Genomic DNA, 16,850 nt, shown 5'->3' on the forward strand with positions numbered 1-16,850 from the left:
TAAAATACTTAAAATGAAATTTACATTATCTAAAACTTTACTATATTTAGTTGTATGCGTTATCTGTTTTTCTTGTAATTCACAAAAGAAAGTAGCCGAAAAAAAACCAAATATCCTGTGGATAGTTGCTGAAGACTTATCGCCTTTTATGGGCTGTTACGGAGATTCTATAAATGCTGGACATACCCCAGTTATAGATAAATTGGCTAGTGAAGGCGTGCTTTTTAAACGTGCTTATGCTAGTGCTCCAGTTTGTTCTGCAGCAAGATCTGCATTTATTACAGGTGTTATGCAAACTACAACAGGAACTCATAATCATAGATCTAGTAGATTTACTGATGATAGTATTGTACCTCAAGATTTACGTATTCTTTTACCTAAAGACATGAAAACCATTCCTGAATTAATGAAGGATGCTGGATATTTTACCTTTAATAGTGGAAAAGATGATTATAATTTCCATTATGATAGAAGAGCTTTATATGATGTGGGTACAAAAGAGAACTATAAGGCAGGTATGAACGGTTGGCAAGGAAATCATGCTATTGATTACATGACGGTAAAGAATTATGTATGGAGTTCAAGACCTGATAAAAACCAGCCTTGGTTTGGCCAAGTACAAATAATGGGAGGAAAAAAAGATGCTAAGTATGTTCGAGAAGGTGAGAAATTAGAGCCAAACGATGTGCCTTTGCCTCCTTATTTCCCTAATATCCCATCGCAACGCGAAGCTTGGACAACACACTACAATGCAAATAGAGGGTCTGATGTTACGGTTGAAAATATATTAAAACAATTGGAAGCAGATGGCGAGCTGGAAAACACTATCATCTTTTTCTTTTCAGATCATGGAAGCCCAACGTCTCTTCGTCATAAACAATTTTGTTATGAAGGCGGTTTGTTAGTGCCCTTAATGATTAAGGGGAATCATCCAGCTTTAAAAGCAGGTGTTGTAAGAAACGATTTGGTATCATTATTAGATGTGTCGGCTACAACTTTAGCCATGGGAGGAGCTGTTATGCCAAAATATTTAGACGGTAAAGATTTGTTTGTTAAAGACTTTAAAGAGTCAAAATATGTTATAGGAGCAAGAGATAGATGTGATTATACCATTGACAGAATAAGGACTGTAGTTTCTAAAGACTTCCGTTATATTAAAAACTTTTTTCCAGAAAGACCAATGATGCAGGCGGGCTACAGAGATAATAAGCCAATTGTAAAGGATCTAAAAAAAGCTCATGAAGAAGGTAAATTAACCCCATACCAAGAAAAACATTGGTTTGGAGTACGACCTGTTGAAGAGTTATATGATTTAAAAGCAGATCCAGATGAAATGAATAACCTGGCTGAAAATCCTGAATTTTCTAAAGTTCTTTTAGAACACAGAACCGTTTTAGAAAATTGGATAAAAGATACGGATGATAAAGGGCAATATCCAGAAGATGCGGCTCAATTAGAAGCGACATTTAATTTATGGAAAGACAGACCACGATTTAAAAATGCAAAAGTTAATCCTGAGTATGATCAGTTTAGATAAAAATGGCATCTTTTTTAAAACAAATTAAACGAAGTCCATTTTTTAAAGTCTAATAATCCAATTCTATAATCTTTTAAAATGAAAAAAATATTTATGGCTTTCGTTTTTGCATTAATAGCATTTACGATTTCTGCACAGCACTTTATAACAGAAGGAAATGCTATTAGACATACTATTGCTGCTTCAGTAAATGGGGAATCTGTATTGTTTATAGGAGAATTAGATGGAAGCGTCTCTTCGTATACGCTAGGAGGAGAACAACGCTGGCGAGTGGCTACCCATGATCCCGCTGTGCTTTTCGAAATTGAAGCTGCAGATATTAATAATGATGGTAATGATGATTTATTAGTTGCAAATGCCAACGGAAACATCTATTGTTACGATAGTTCAGGAAAACTATTATGGCAATTTGCTTCGGATCATAAAGTACGTTTTTCTGAAGTTGCAGTTGTTAAAAACAAAGGTAATGTTCAGATTTTTGCAGGTGGAAATGATCGTACATTATATGAATTAGATACTAGGGGAAAGCTAGTTTCAGAAACGAAAACTGAAGGTGTTGTTAGAAAATTGGAAGCTGGTAATTTTGTCAACTCAGAAACAGAAAGCCTTTTTCTAATGACGTACAGTTATGATAAATTCCGTTGGGAGTTTTTAGGGTTCATGGATGCCAATTCAAAAGTAGTCATTAAAAGCGTTGATGATAAGGAAAAGTATTTAAAAAAATTAACAAAAGCAATGGTTACTGATATTACGATTGCTGATATCAATGGGGATAAAAAAGACGACATCTTATTTTTTGGAGACGATAAGTTTAAACCTTTATTTACAGCTTTAGATAGTGACTTCAACATTATTGCAGAATATCAAGGCAATAATAAACAAACACAGCGTTATGCACATTCTCAAGGAGCATTTTTACCAAGTAGAAATGAGATTATGTTTCAACATGGTGGTATTTTACTGGTTTTAGATAACAAAGGAAAGTTAATTAAATCATCAGGCGAACGTTATGGTAAAATGGTGTTTAGTGATTTTGCAGTCGAACAAAAATCGAATCAACTTATAGCTGGCGGAACTGTAGATGGAGGCAATGCGATTTGTTTTTATGATTTAACAAGAGATAATTGGTTTAAGACGAACCATAATAAAGAAGGCAGAATGCTCGAGGTCGAAAAAAATATTGCCACTCTTTATGAGCAAACACTAAATTTTAAATTACCTAGTTATCAAACTAAATCGGAAAAAGAATGGGTTATGATTACAAAAAGTAATACCGATTCTAGGCTAGAAAAACTAGATGGTGGAGATATTACATTTGTGATTCAAAAAGCACCTAAGGAATCTACTGATCGATCGCATTTAGTGGCAATTATGGGAGATGTTGCCTTAAAAAAAGATAAGCGTGGTAAATACCAAGATTCAAGAGAAGATATAATACAAATGGCTAGAGATTTTGAAGCAGAAGGTCAACCATTCACATTTTGGGCTGGTCATGGAAATGATCCATTTTATATTCAGATTGAAACTTTAGAGCAAATATTAGAAGTTGCACCAAATACCTGTTATGGTTTTGTATATGCAGAAATGGCGAATGTTGAAGATCCTAGAGTTATTCATTATGTAAAGGAATATATGCCAAGACTTGCTAAGGCAATCCGGAAAAATAATAAGGCAAAACTATACTTTAGATATAAAAATATGTTTTGGGCTGCAACTTCACACTTACCATTATGGAAAGACATGTTCTTCTCAAAGAAATATAGCGATATTTTAGCACCTGCTTCTGAAGACACAAGTAATCGCACACAAGACTTAAATTTAGCAGGTCGTGTTGGTATGCATTCAGGAGGTTATGTAAATGATTATGCAATGCGACTAATTGATGATAACCCTACAAGTTGGAGACCATTGTCGCCAGGCGGACAAAATTCAGTATCGCCATATTTAAGACAAGGCGTAATAATGGCAGCATATGGAGCAAGATATGGTGTGGTTTCTACAAGTGGTTTTGTAGAAGAACCTGGTTTAAACGTATTATTTGCTTTAATGAAATCTGGAGTACTTCCTATTGTTGAACCTGAAAACATTCAGTCTATTGGTTCTTGGCTTCTTATAAAAGATGTAGATGAAGAATTGATTCATGGTGTAGATAATCATCATAAAATAGATCAATATAAAATTGATGATGATAATGCAGTTTTTTCAGTTTCTCAAATGCATTGGGCAGGAACGAGTATTCCAGAATACGATTTCTCTAATGTAGCTTTAGGTGTAAAATACCGTTGGACCAACTACATGCCAGAATTACCCTATGGAATGGTACCAGTAGCACCCATAGAAAGTAAGATAGAATTAGAAAAAGCCAATGTGCCTTATTTTGTGTCTAATGCAAAAGTTGGATATGAGGGCGAAAACAAAGTATCAGCAGATCAATTTGGTGCTACTATTGTAAAAACGGTAGAAGCTGGCGAAAAGAAACTTAATATTGTTGTAAACGGAGCATCTTGGAGTGCCATTAAAATTGATGATTCTCACACCCGATTAATTATAGTAGATCAAGGATATCTTGATCCTCAAAAAAGAGAAGCTACGATAAAGTTTCAAAATAAAATGCCTGTATCGGCAACTGATATTTTGAGTAAAGAAAGTTTAAGGTTTGGAAAGGAAATTAAACTTACAATTCCAGCAGGTTCTATGCGATTTATTGATATTGCTTATTAAAATGGAATAAATTATTTTCATTATGCGTATTCTGTACTTTAAAAAATATTAAAACAACAATCAAAGACTTAAGTAAGTCAAAATGATTGAGGTAAATTTTTTTACAAACCTATACTTACTGTACAAAAAAGCGATTCTAATTATAAAACATTAAAAAGATTAGTTTTTCTTTTTACCTTTTTTCTTTCCTTTAGCTGTACCCTTAGCATTAAACTCTTCAAATGATAATTTTTTGTCTTCATTTGTATCTTTTTTTGCAAATATTTTATCTGCATTAAAAGGATCTCCTTTTTTAGTTTTTTTACCATCATAAAAAACTGTCAATTCTTCTAGGCTAATAGACTTATCATTATTTGTGTCTGCTTTTTCAAATCTCTTTTTCACCTTAGCGTCAACTTCTTGAGCATAAGTTTGAGAAAATGCAAACATGGCTAAACCAGCAATAGTTAATTTTAAATATTTCATTTCAATTGGTTTTAATATTAAAATCCAAATATCATTAAAATTACGATGCATATTACAAATAATTCTTAATTGCGTATGCGTAACTTAAACAATCGTTACTGTCAATATAAAATTTACGCCTAAAGACATTTTCTAAACTTAAAGAAACAATTTTTTGATATATTCAGTAGATATTTACATTATCTAATTAAATATCCAGATACTAATGACCATAAAAAAAATATTATTAAATGTTATAGTTATATCTGTATTTATATCTTTTACTTCTTGTAAGAATCAAAAACCGGATAACGAATCAAAAATAGACGTTGAATCAAAATCAGAGAAACCAAACATCGTATTGTTATTTATTGATGATTATGGTTGGTCAGATGTTGGATTTAGAAATAATACTTTTAATACGCCAAATATTGATCAACTAAAAAAAGAAGGGTTAGATTTCAACAGAGCCTACATTCCTACACCTACATGTAGCCCGAGTAGATTGTCTTTGCTAACTGGAAAGGAAGCTATAAGATTGGGTATGCCAAGGCATATCGCAATCGATCCTAATGATCCAGATGCAGAATATAATTTATGGCCAACAGATCCCGTTCAACGGCCTTCACGTAATTATTTACCTCTTGAGGAGATTACCTATGCTGAACGGCTTAAAGAGTTTGGTTATTACAATTACTTCATTGGTAAATGGCATTTAGGTCATGCAGGACGTTACCCTACGGATCAAGGTTTTGACGAAGCCTACGGAACTACTAATGCAGGTCATCCCAAAAACTATTATTACCCATTTTTCAAACCTGATGAAGACCCAAAAGATTTTTTAAATTCAGGACCTAAAGAAGGCGATTATTTAACTGATGTATTAACCAATAATGCTGTTGAATTTATAAACGATTATGACAAAAACCAACCATTTATGTTATCGTTCTGGTACTACTCGGTTCATGGACCGTCTATTGGTAGAAAAGATCTTCTTAAAAAACATCAAGACGCTGGTTTACAAGGTAAATATGCAGATCATGCCGCTATGGTTGAAGCAATGGATGAATCCATTGGACGCGTTAGAAAGGCATTAGAAGATAAAGGTATTGCGGATAATACAGTCATTATTGTATTATCAGATCAAGGTGGAGCTTATACCAATGCACCTTTGAGTGGAGGTAAAAAAGGGGGTAATACATTGGGAGAAGGTGGAGCAAGAGTGCCTTTCATTATTAAATATCCTGGAGTTACAACCGCAAATACAGAAAGTGATATTCCTGTTCAGTCTATTGATTTGTATCCCACTTTAATTGAAATAGCCTCAGGAAAAGAATACAAAGACAATCAAATTCAAGGGGTTAGTTTACTACCAATTTTAAAAGGTAATGATATTGAAAAACGAAACCTCTATTTCTTTAGAAGTTATGAAGACCAATATGCTGCAGTAATTTCAGGTGATTGGAAATTGGTTAAATACCATAGTGGAAAGTTTCAACTTTTCAATGTTTCAGAAGACATTAGTGAGCAAAATGAGTTGATAGGTACAGGATTGGAAATAGAAACCAAACTAAAAAAAGAAATAGCTGCTTGGGAAGCTGAAGCAGTTCCTCAATATTAAATAAATAGTTAATGAAAAATTATAGATGGATAACCTTAGTATTATTGTTTGTTATAGCTCATAGTTCATGTCAAAATGATAAAAAAGAAATAGAAAGCAAGGCTCAAACTAAAAAACCGAATATTGTTTTTCTATTAGCCGATGATATGGGTTATGGTGAATTAGGAAGTTATGGTCAAAAAGAAATTAAAACACCATTTTTAGATGAATTAGCTTCAAAAGGGATGCGATTTACTGATTTTTATGCAGGAACAGCAGTCTGCTCACCCTCAAGAGCAGTCTTAATGACTGGAATGCACACTGGACATGTGAGTATTCGCGGAAATAAAGGGCAATATGAAGATAAATATGGTAGAGTACCGTTAAAAAAAACGGAAGTGATACTACCCGAAATGTTAAAAGAAGCAGGGTACCAATCTGCAATGATTGGTAAATGGCATTTAGGGATTCCAGAAGATATTTCAACTTGGGCAAAAGGAAGAGGTTTTGATTATGCCGTACAAGAACAATGGGGCGAGGACAAAAATGGAAAAGAAATTGACGAACGTGTGCATTGGGTGAATAACAATCAAGATTCAATATTCTACAACTACAATAATTACTCCTGTTTAGATGAATTTAGAACTGATTTTGCACTTGATTATTTAGACAAAAAAGATAATGACAAACCTTTCTTTTTATATATGTCTTATAGAACACCCCATGCACATGAATTTTTCTTAAAAAAAACAGATCTATATGCGGATAAAATAGAAGAATGGCCAGAAATAGAAAGGCGTCATGCTGCTCGAATTACGATGTTAGATTCTCAAATAAAAAGATTGTTTGATAAATTAGAGGCAATGGGAGAGCTTGAAAATACGCTAATCATTTTTACGAGTGATAATGGTCCAACCAATGAAAATCATCATAGTTACAAATTTTTCAACAGTTCTGGTAATTTAAAAGGGTATAAACGCGATTTATATGAAGGTGGAATTAGAGAACCCATGTTTGCCTATTGGAAAAATAAAATAAAAGCAGGTACCACAAGTAAACACCCAAGTGCTTTTTACGATGTAATGCCAACGCTTGCTGAACTTGCAGGAGTGAAACCACCAACACAGACCGATGGTATTTCTTTTTTACCAACATTATTTGGTAAAGAAAATCAAAAGCAACACGAGCATTTGTATTGGGAAATTCAAGAAGGAGCTTCAGTAAAAGGATTTAAACAAGCCGCACGAATGGGTAAATGGAAAGCCGTTAGAATTGCAAATTCATACAAAACTGAATTATACGATTTAGAGAAGGATATTAATGAAACCCATGATTTATCATCTCAATTTCCAGAAATAGTAGAAAAAATGAATAATATCTTGAAAACAGAAAGTGTGAAAATGGAGCACTATCCGAATTCAGGAGGAATTTTTAAGTAAAAAATATGCGAATTCAAATTAATTACATCATTTCGAGTATTCTGATTATATCCTTAATGTCTTGCGGAGAAAAAAAAGCTGAAAAAGCGGAGGTCATAGAAAATAAACAGCCTAATATCATCTGGATTATGGCAGAAGATATGAGTACCGATTTGGCCTGTTATGGTTTACCGAATGTAAAAACACCCTATTTAGATAAAATGGCAAGTGAAGGTGTTCGTTTTGACAATGCCTTTGTAACCAACCCAATTTGCTCACCTAGTCGCTCTGCCATGATGATTGGTACGCATCAAGTAAAAACAAATACTCATAACCATCGTAGCAATAGAGAAGTTCCTTTAGATAAACAGTTTACGCCTATGACTCAAAAATTACGAGAAGCTGGGTATACAACTATTTTGGGTAACCACTCCGTTATGAAAAAGGGACGTAAAATTGATGTTAATTTTAAACATGAACCCTTAGGAGCATGGGATGGAGAAACAAAATTTGGATTGTTTGATAAGTACGACAATTTTGAAAAAGCAGATGAACCTTTCTTTGCACAAATTCAATTAGTAGTAACGCATCGTGGTGATTGGTGGGATGAAGTTCGCGAAAAATCTAAACATCCTGTAAATGCAGATGCTGTTGAAATGCCTCCTTATATGGCAGATCATCCAGCCATTCGTTTGGATTGGGCTAAATATTTAGACCAAATAGAATACATGGATAATGAAGTCGGAATGATTTTTAAAGAGCTTGAACAAAAAGGAATGGCAGCTAATACTGTTGTTATTTTTATTGGTGACAACGGTCGTTGTAATATTAGAGGAAAGGGTTATTTGCATGACCCGGGATTAAGAATTCCATTGATTGTCTTTTACCCAGAGCAATTTAAAGGCGGTGAAATTAGAAAAGATGTGGTTAGTGCCACAGATATTACTGCTAGTATTTTAAATTTTGCTAAAATTGATATCCCTTCCTATATGACAGGACAACCCATGTTTGATGCCAATTTTAACAGAGAATATGCTTATGGAGCACGTGATTTATGGGATGAAATTGAAGAAAAATCAAGAGCCATTACCTCTGATGAATGGAAGTATATTAGAAACGATAAACCAGAGATTCCTTTTGATGCTCATCAAGCTTATTTAGAGTTTTATCGGCCTGCTGTTCATATCATGCGTCAACTTAAAAAAGAAGGAAAACTCACAGAGGAACAAAAATTCTTCTTTGAAGATTCTAAACCCGTTGAAGAATTATACAATCTAATAAATGATTCTCAAGAATTGGTCAATTTAGCTAACAATCCTGAATATGCCGATATATTGGTTAAAATGAGAGCAAAAACTAGAGATTTAGATAGCCTAATGAAGCCAGTAAGTGCTATTTACCAACCAAAATCTGTTCAAAGTACGGTGGATTTGGTGCAATGGATAATAGATGAACATCCAGATGTTCGTAAACAAATGGAAGACGGTGTAGAAGTTGGATTTAAAAAATGGGGAGCAATCTATAAAAAGTATCTAAAGAATAAAAAGAAATGAAATATTTAAAAGGAATAGTATTATTGATAGTTGCAACTTTAACACTTCAGTTTTGTAAAAAAAATGACATTGTAGAAGCAACTCCTCTCAATGAGGATTGGAAATTTAGTAAAATTAATGAAACAGGAGCGTTAGATGAAAGTATTTATTCGATTGCTTATGACGATTCTCAATGGGAAACTGTAAACTTACCACATACAGCCAATATTGAACCTTTAACTGTGAACAATCAGTGGCAAGGGATTTGTTGGTATCGTAAACGAATTACAATACCCAAAAGCGATAAGGATAAAAAAATATTCTTTGAGCTTGAAGCTGCTATGAATTATTCTAAAATTTGGATAAATGGCATCGAAGTTAAGGACCATCAAGGTGGTTATTTACCAGTTATAATGGACATTTCGAAATATGTAAAACCTGGAGCAGAGAATATTGTTGCCATACGATTAGACAATACTGATAATTTAGTTACTGGCCCAAAACCATTAAAACGATTAGACTTTAATATGTTTGGTGGATTATACAGAAAAGTAAACTTAACTACAAAAGAAAAAATTTACATCTCACATCCTGTGTTAGCAAATAAAATTGCCGGAGGAGGTGTTTTTATTACTTATCCTAAAGTTTCAGAAGCTGCCTCTATAGTAAATATAAAAACACATGTTATTAATGAATATGAAAATTCAGAATCTATTGAACTTGTTCAAATTATTTTAAAAAATGGAAAGATAATACAAGAAAAGACATCTTCAAATATAGAGATTAAAGCAGGAAAAGATATTGAATTAACAGAGCAAATCACAATTGTTAATGCTGAATTATGGTCGCCAAAACATCCAAATTTATATAGCTTAGAAACCAAAGTACTTCAAGATGGAAAAGTCATAGACCAACAAACAACAAACTTTGGTATAAGAGAATTTACTTTTGATGACAAGCATCAGCTTCACATTAATGGTAAGAAAACATTTTTGAGAGGTGTTAATCGCCATCAAGAATATCCCTACATCGGTTATGCATTATCAGACAACGCACAATATAGAGATGCCAAGAAAATAAAAGATGGCGGTTTTGATTATATCCGTCTGTCACATTATCCACAATCTCCAGCATTTATGGATGCATGTGACGAACAAGGTCTTGTTGTAATTGACGCCATAATGGGTTGGCAGTTTTATAATGATACCGAAGACTTTAGAAATTATTGTTATCAATCTGCAACAAACTTAATTAGAAGAGATAGAAATCATCCATCTGTTTTGGGCTGGGAAGTATCGCTCAATGAAACTAAAGAGATGCCGGTTTATTTTATGGAAGAATTAAATAACATTACACATGCAGAATATCCTGGTGACCATGTATATTCATGTGGATGGAAGGATGATGTATATGATATTTACTTAGAAGCACGCCAACACAGAATATTGAGACCGCATCCCTATAAAGAAATGCCAATTACAGTTTCAGAATATGGTGATTGGGAATACTATTCTAAAAACGCAGGTTTAAATCAAGATAAATTACCTAATGATGTGAGAACAGAAATGAGTAGTCGCCAAGCACGAGGTTATGGAGAAAAACGTATGATGCGTCAAGCTATTAATGTACAAGAAGCTCATAATGATAATTTAAGTACACGAGCTTATTCGGATAGTTATTGGGTAATGTACGATTATAATCGTGGTTATCATGATGATATAGAACGTTCTGGTTTGATGGATCTTTTTAGATTACCAAAACTAGCTTATTATTTTTATCAGAGTCAGCGTGATATTGATGATGTCGCTGTGCTAAAACTTGCTACCTATTGGAATGATAAATCGCCAACGGATATAAAAGTATACTCAAATACAGATGAAGTTGAGTTATACCTCAACGATGAATTAATTGCCAAACAGAAACCAGATTCAGGAAAGGATACTGAGAATTTAAAACATCCACCTTACACATTTAACCTAAATGAATTTAAACAAGGGACATTAAAAGCTGTGGGGTTTGTTGATGGGAAAAAAATCACTGAAGATATTGTAATTACACCTCAAAAACCTACAAAGTTAAAAGTTTGGTTAGATGAAAGTGGTAAGACACCAGCTGCAGGTCAAAATGATATTCTTTTCTTATATGTTGCTGCCATAGATGATAATGGTACTATAAATCCTGATTTTACTGAAACCATCACTTTAGAAATTAATGGAAGTGCAAAAGTGATGAATGTTGATGCCGTAAATGCAGAAGCAGGAATTGCAACCGCAGTATTACAATTAGGTAATACTAAAGAAACGATAATTGTAAATGCAAATGCAGCAGGTTTGAGTGGAAACCATGAGTTTAAAATCGACTAATTTGCTTTTTAAATAATATCTCGAGGTCTGAAAACTTCAACATTTACAGGGGGTTACTGTTAATTTACTGTTAAATACATTTTATGTACGCGTATATACATATGCTTTGATGAATTGAATGATATTTACTTCTGTAAAAGCACAATAAATCAAATTTTAATGTCAATACATAAAAACATTACAAGAATTCTTCTATCAACGGTATTACTTTTTAATCTCAGTTGTTATAGTCAACAAATGCCAAAAGGTGAAGTGGTAGAATTTGGTTTAGGTATTGCTGAAGATGCAACACCAGCTTTAGTATCAAGAATTCTAAAGGCTAATGAAAAACCGATTTCAGAAATAAAATTTGAAAAAGGAACCTATCATTTTTATCCAGACAAAGGTTTTGAAAAATTTTGCTACATATCAAATCATGGTGACTTGATGGTAAATACACCTTTCCCAATATTTAATATAGAAAACTTAACTATAGATGGTCAAGGGTCTACGTTTATATTTCATGGAGTAATGATTCCATTTTTAATTGATGAAAGTAAAAATATAAGTATAAAGAATGTATCTATTGATTGGTACCAATCATTTCATAGTGAAGGGCTAATTGTAGCAAATGATGAAGTCAATAAAACTTTTGATATGCAAATTTCTGATGAATACCCTTATGATATCCGCAATGGTGAATTGTTTTTTATAAAAGAATATTATCAACATACCATTGGACAATCTATCTTATTTGATCCAAAAAGAAAAGCGATTTCTTTTGATACAGAATCCTATACAAATATTACTACAAAATCAAAATCGACTACCACCAATAATTTAGATAATATTAAATACAAGTATGAATATGATAAACGCGATGTAGGCTATAAGAATATAGGTATTGAAAATCGTGTTACAGTTAAAGAATTAAAACCAGGATTGCTTCGAGTTTATGGTCACACTAAAAAAATGCTACCTGTAGGTCATATTTTGTCCATGAAAGGTGAACAGGGTTTAAATAGAGTCTCACCTGCGTTTAGCGTAAAACATACTAATGGGTTTAATGCTCTAAATGTAAATGTACATCATGCAGGAGGCATGGGTATTATCGCAGAAAATTCTGCGAATCTTATTTTGGACAATTTTAATGTTACACCATCCCAAGGACGAATGGTATCTACTACTGCAGATGCAACTCATTTTGTTGGTTGCAGAGGAAAAGTGGTATTAAAAAATTGCACATTTGAAAATCAATTGGATGATGCTTCTAATATCCATGGTACTTATCAAAAAATCGTTGATGTTTTAGATGAATATAGAATTGGTGTTAGAATGGGGCATCATCAACAAAAAGCTTTTGTAATCGGTCAACCTAATGATAATTTAGGTTTTGTTAGATTGAGTAATTCATTTTTCGCTTATCAAAAAGCTACAATAAAAAGTATTGAATACATTAATAATAGGTACCAAATTATAACGCTAAACGAAAAGTTACCCGCTGATGTACTACCAGGAGATTTAGTAGAAAACCTTGATGGGTATCCAAATTTATTAGTCCAAAACTGTACCATAAGAAATAACAGAGCAAGAGGTTTATTGATTTCCAATCCTGTAAACACCGTTATTGAAAATAACTTTTTTAGTACTGAAATGGAGGCAATTTTAATACCGGTAGAAAGTGGTCATTGGTACGAATCTGGAAATGCAGCCAATGTTGTTATTAGAGATAATACATTTCAAGACTGTCAACATGGTGGAAAAGACCGTGGTGTAATTCGATTTGACACAGATGATGATAATAAGAATATAGCTTTTAAAAATATAGAAATTGTTGACAATACTTTTAATCAATTTGATAATCTAATTCTTGAGGTTACTAATTTGGACGGTCTTGTTTTTAAAGGAAATACTATTACCAATACAGAAACTTTTCCCCGACTTCACCCCCAAAATCCTGCTTTTAAAGTTAAACGTTCTAAAAATATAAAATTTCAAAACAATATTTATAAAGGCAAAGTAAAAAATGAAGCAGTATTGGAAACGGATGAAACGATGTCGAATTTAAAATTTAAATAAAAATTAATCTAATTATACTCAACAAATATTTAACTTAAAACTAATTTTATGAAACAAAGAAAACTACTAACTAATAAATTATTGAGCAGGTATTTGTTCATTACTTTATTAATGTTATTACAAAGTAACATTTGGGCTCAAACTCAAGGTTTGACAGTTACAGGAACAATTACAAGTTCGGAAGACGGTTCACCAATTCCAGGTGCAACGGTGCAAATAAAAGGAACATTAACAGGTACAACATCAGATTTTGATGGACTTTATTCAATTGAGGCCAAAACAGGAGATGTATTGATATTTAGTTTTATTGGTATGGAAAACCAAAATGTTACAGTAACGAAAGCAAAATTAAATGTAATACTGGTACCGCAAGCCGAGAGCCTTGAAGAGGTTGTAGTGATAGGATATGGTACTGTTAAGAAAAAAGAATTAACAGGTGCCGTTGCTCAGGTAAAATCTGCAGATATAGATCAGTATGTAACCTCAGATGTTGCTTCAGCTTTACAAGGTCAAGTTGCTGGTGTTTCTGTGGTTTCTAACTCTGGAGAACCTGGAGCACAATCAAGTATTCAAATTAGAGGGATAACTTCATTGACTTCAGGAGCAAATTCTCCACTATGGGTTGTAGATGGCATACCTCAAGTAGGAAATCCAGGTTTAAATATGAATGAAATTCAAACTTTTGACATTTTAAAAGATGCAGCATCAACAGCCGTTTACGGTTCTAGAGGAGCTGCAGGTGTTATTTTAGTTACCACAAAAAAGGGTAAGGAGGGTGTTATGAAAATTGATTTTACACATACTTATGGTGTTCAAAATCTAGCTGAAAGTGCTCCTTTAATGAATGCTAGTGAGCAAATAGCTTTTGAAACTGTAAAAGAGTCATTAGGTTTTGCAAATCATATTTCCATTTTGGATGCAAACCCAACATGGTATGATAATGATAATGATTTTAGTCAATATGTATTAAATAATAATCCTACTACAACCAACTATTCTCTTAATGTTTCTGGAGGTTCGAATAAACTAACCTATAATTTTTCAGGTGGATATTTAAATACAGAAGGTACGTTAATAAATTCCTATTTAAAAAGATACAATGCACGTACTTCTACAACCTATACGACTGATAATTGGAAGATAAATACAAGTATAGCTGTAACCCTTGAAAAAAATGAAGTCTCGAGTAATGGATTACTCGCAGTAGCTAGTCGTTACTCACCTTATTTCCCTTTGATTGATCCAGATGCCGAAGCCATTTTCACTTCAGATGACGGACCTGTAACAACCCCTTTAAATAACTTGGCTCAAGCAATTAAAAGAGAGAATTTGTTTCGTAGAGATATTTTAAATGGAAGTTTAGATATTACACGTCGAATAACGGATGATTTGAGTTTCAATACACGTGTAGGAGTTTCTGTAAGAAATCAATTGCAAAAACAATTTGTCCCAGCATATACACTTGTAAATCCTGATGATTTTGATGATACGGAAACTGATCCGACAAAAAGTTTTGTGAATAGTGAAGCACAAAGATTATCAAAATTCAGTTGGGATGCTGGTTTGAATTACAACAAGAAATTTGGAGAACATACCATTGGTTTATTAGCAGCCGTAACGTTGGAAGAAGATACTTTTGAAGGTTTCTTTGGTCAAAAACAAGGGGTATCAAATAATGATATTAATGTATTGAACACTGCTACTATTAATCCAACAACAAATAGTTTATCTGGATACAACACCACTCGTGTAGGTACCTTAGGAAGAGTACAATACAATTACAAGGGAAAGTATTTGTTTTCAGTCTTAGGACGTTATGATGGTTCTTCTAAATTTGGACCTGACAATCGTTGGGGTTTCTTTCCATCAGCTTCTGCAGCATGGAATGTGTCTGATGAGAATTTTTGGGAGCCTATCAATCATATTGTAAATAACTTTAAAATAAGAGCAAGTTATGGTGAAGTAGGTAATGATGCCATAGCGGATTATGTTTTTAGCAGTACCATAGGACAGGCTGCTGATTATATTTTTTCAGACAATGATGGATCTTTTAGTAATGGAACTGCAGTTAGAGATTATGCGAATGAAGTAGCAAAATGGGAAACATCAAAATCAATAAATTTTGGTATTGATTTAGGTTTTCTAAAAAACAAGTTTGTTTTAACGGCTGAATATTATAATACTAAAAAAGAAGATATGTTATTTCCAATTACGTATCCAAGTTCTTCCGGAGCTTTTAATCAAACAGGTAATGCCCCTTTCGATAATTTCGATCATCGAAACGTAGTATTAAATGTGGGTAACATGACTAATCAGGGTATTGAATTAGGAGCAAGATACAACCAGAAAATTGGAGAAAGTAACTTAAGGTTGAACGCTACTTTTTCTAAAAACACAAATGAAATTACAAGTATTTTTAATGATATCCCATCTATTCTTAATGGTAATTCTGTTTTGGTTACTGGAGATAATCAGAATTCATTAATTACTGTTTTTGCAACAGGCTATGAGGCAGGTGCTTTCTTTATTTACGAGACGAATGGGGTCGTTCAAACAGATGCTCAGTTAGCAGACTATCAACAACTTGGAGGAAGAGAAAGTGCTCAAAAAGGAGATTTAATGTATGTAGATACAAACAATGACGGTCAAATAACCGCTGCGGACAAAGTTTATAAAGGAAGTGGGTTACCAGATTTTGAAATCGGCTTTAATATGAATTGGAATTATAAAAATTTCGATTTAGCCATGAATTGGTATGGAAGTGTAGGTTCAGAAATTATGAATGGTAACAAAGCAGTAAGTTATATTGCTGGTCGTCATCCAGATTTAAGTAACATGTGGACTGAAAATAATTCTACTTCTAACATACCCAATTGGAGTGGAGCTAAGGGTGATATTAATCATAATGGAAATACTGATTATTGGTTAGAGAATGGCGATTATTTGAGGTTAAAATTAGTTACCTTAGGATACTCACTACCTAAAAACGTTTTAGAAAAAATAAACATTTCTAAATTTAGACTTTTTGTTTCTGCTCAAAATCCAATTACAATTACAAATTATGATGGTTATGACCCAGAAATTGGGGGAAATGTTGCAAGTAGAGGGCTAGATGTCTCAAGATATCCAATTTCTTCTCTATACAGTTTAGGTGTAAACATCGGATTTTAATAAATA

9 protein-coding genes are annotated in these 16,850 nt (G+C 33.1%); 8 read left to right on the forward strand and 1 reads right to left on the reverse strand.

Going from position 1 to position 16,850, the window contains the following annotated elements; translation table 11 throughout:
• The first annotated feature begins 13 nt into the window (after positions 1-13).
• Together JBL43_RS05110 and JBL43_RS05115 are read left to right on the forward strand one after the other, a co-directional pair.
• Entirely contained in the window at positions 14-1,537 is a 1,524-nt protein-coding gene (locus JBL43_RS05110; RefSeq protein ID WP_198840388.1) for a sulfatase family protein, read from the forward strand.
• Between the two features lie 78 nt (positions 1,538-1,615).
• Positions 1,616-4,258 carry a hypothetical protein gene (locus JBL43_RS05115; RefSeq protein WP_198840389.1) on the forward strand — a complete coding sequence of 881 codons (2,643 nt, stop codon included), beginning with the start codon at positions 1,616-1,618 and terminating at the stop codon, positions 4,256-4,258.
• A gap of 159 nt (positions 4,259-4,417) precedes the next feature.
• On the opposite strand, the gene JBL43_RS05120 is transcribed toward JBL43_RS05115, so the two are convergent.
• Positions 4,418-4,723: an EF-hand domain-containing protein gene (locus tag JBL43_RS05120; protein ID WP_157972929.1), complete on the reverse strand. Its 306-nt coding sequence runs from the start codon at positions 4,721-4,723 to the stop codon at positions 4,418-4,420.
• A 205-nt stretch (positions 4,724-4,928) separates the two neighbouring features.
• Between JBL43_RS05120 and JBL43_RS05125 the strand changes: the two genes are divergently transcribed.
• The 6 genes from JBL43_RS05125 to JBL43_RS05150 all read left to right on the forward strand — a co-directional run bounded on the left by JBL43_RS05125 (position 4,929) and on the right by JBL43_RS05150 (position 16,844).
• Positions 4,929-6,323 carry a sulfatase gene (locus JBL43_RS05125; protein ID WP_198840390.1) on the forward strand — a complete coding sequence of 465 codons (1,395 nt, stop codon included), beginning with the start codon at positions 4,929-4,931 and terminating at the stop codon, positions 6,321-6,323.
• 11 nt (positions 6,324-6,334) lie between these two features.
• Complete coding sequence (locus JBL43_RS05130; protein ID WP_198840391.1) at positions 6,335-7,741, forward strand: arylsulfatase; 1,407 nt, start codon at positions 6,335-6,337, stop codon at positions 7,739-7,741.
• Positions 7,742-7,746: 5 nt separating this feature from the next.
• The gene (locus tag JBL43_RS05135; RefSeq protein ID WP_233098693.1) at positions 7,747-9,273 is read left to right on the forward strand and encodes a sulfatase family protein; all 1,527 of its coding nucleotides are present in this window, start codon (positions 7,747-7,749) and stop codon (positions 9,271-9,273) included.
• A complete protein-coding gene (locus tag JBL43_RS05140) occupies positions 9,270-11,615 on the forward strand; it encodes a glycoside hydrolase family 2 protein (protein ID WP_198840392.1) in 2,346 nt (781 codons plus the stop codon). Before JBL43_RS05135 ends, JBL43_RS05140 begins: the two co-directional genes overlap by 4 nt.
• Positions 11,616-11,774: 159 nt before the next feature.
• On the forward strand, positions 11,775-13,673 hold the full coding sequence (locus JBL43_RS05145) for a right-handed parallel beta-helix repeat-containing protein (protein WP_198840393.1): 1,899 nt from the start codon (positions 11,775-11,777) through the stop codon (positions 13,671-13,673).
• A 48-nt stretch (positions 13,674-13,721) separates the two neighbouring features.
• Complete coding sequence (locus JBL43_RS05150; RefSeq protein ID WP_198840394.1) at positions 13,722-16,844, forward strand: SusC/RagA family TonB-linked outer membrane protein; 3,123 nt, start codon at positions 13,722-13,724, stop codon at positions 16,842-16,844.
• Positions 16,845-16,850 lie beyond the last annotated feature (6 nt).

Origin of the sequence: Aureibaculum flavum, assembly GCF_016406085.1 — a bacterium.
Taxonomy (GTDB): Bacteria; Bacteroidota; Bacteroidia; order Flavobacteriales; family Flavobacteriaceae; genus Aureibaculum; species Aureibaculum flavum.

Bases quoted from the DNA above. Each gene is read 5' to 3' on its own strand.
- JBL43_RS05110 (WP_198840388.1), top strand. From the start codon at position 14: ATGAAATTTACATTATCTAAAACTTTACTATATTTAGTTGTATGCGTT.
- JBL43_RS05115 (WP_198840389.1), top strand. From the start codon at position 1,616: ATGAAAAAAATATTTATGGCTTTCGTTTTTGCATTAATAGCATTTACG.
- JBL43_RS05120 (WP_157972929.1), bottom strand. From the start codon at position 4,723: ATGAAATATTTAAAATTAACTATTGCTGGTTTAGCCATGTTTGCATTT.
- JBL43_RS05125 (WP_198840390.1), top strand. From the start codon at position 4,929: ATGACCATAAAAAAAATATTATTAAATGTTATAGTTATATCTGTATTT.
- JBL43_RS05130 (WP_198840391.1), top strand. From the start codon at position 6,335: ATGAAAAATTATAGATGGATAACCTTAGTATTATTGTTTGTTATAGCT.
- JBL43_RS05135 (WP_233098693.1), top strand. From the start codon at position 7,747: ATGCGAATTCAAATTAATTACATCATTTCGAGTATTCTGATTATATCC.
- JBL43_RS05140 (WP_198840392.1), top strand. From the start codon at position 9,270: ATGAAATATTTAAAAGGAATAGTATTATTGATAGTTGCAACTTTAACA.
- JBL43_RS05145 (WP_198840393.1), top strand. From the start codon at position 11,775: ATGTCAATACATAAAAACATTACAAGAATTCTTCTATCAACGGTATTA.
- JBL43_RS05150 (WP_198840394.1), top strand. From the start codon at position 13,722: ATGAAACAAAGAAAACTACTAACTAATAAATTATTGAGCAGGTATTTG.